Below are 577 nucleotides of genomic sequence, written 5' to 3' on the forward strand. Positions count from 1 at the left end.
GCATGCAGGGTGGTGTGGGGAGAGCTGGGTAAATACCAGCTCTTACCCGATTAGCTGCGGGTGCTGGTGAGATCATTTGCCCAGTACCTGCGCTTGTGTATTACCTTTTGGTTGTTCTTGCCATCTATCTCAATATAGTAAGTAAATCGCTTTTCCTTGAAGTGCCACACTCTTGAAGCAATTTTTCCAGTGCGAATAGTTCCATTAGTTGTTTTTACATCTTGGCCGAGCTTGTATTCTGGTTGAGGTACCCATAAAACCCTATGTGGATTTACCCTAACTGATACCCCTTGGTCATTCGTAACTGTGGCCCAGCTCACGTCTTCCGATGTGCACTGAAATAAACGCTCCCCTTCTACCTTACCTTCCAGATATCTCTCTGCATCATCTGGATGCATAAGATTATCTGGCACGTAGTAATTTAGTACAGCCCACTTTCCTAAAAATGGCCCGCTCTCGTTTTGCTCTGGTTCTGGGTAGTCTGCTGCTCGTGCCTCAGGACGAACACCGACTAATTTTGGCTTATTGGGAAAAGAGAACAATTTCTTCATAAATTCGAATTTATTAATCAGCTAAC

1 protein-coding gene is annotated in these 577 nt (G+C 44.5%); it reads right to left on the bottom strand.

Features of this window, described 5'->3' with window-relative positions; translation table 11 throughout:
* Positions 1-50: 50 nt before the first annotated feature.
* Entirely contained in the window at positions 51-542 is a 492-nt protein-coding gene (locus KCG35_RS26110) for a DUF6960 family protein (RefSeq protein ID WP_215822853.1), read from the bottom strand.
* Between the last annotated feature and the right edge of the window lie 35 nt (positions 543-577).

Source organism: Zooshikella harenae, assembly GCF_018837975.1.
GTDB classification, from domain to species: Bacteria; Pseudomonadota; Gammaproteobacteria; order Pseudomonadales; family Zooshikellaceae; genus Zooshikella; species Zooshikella harenae.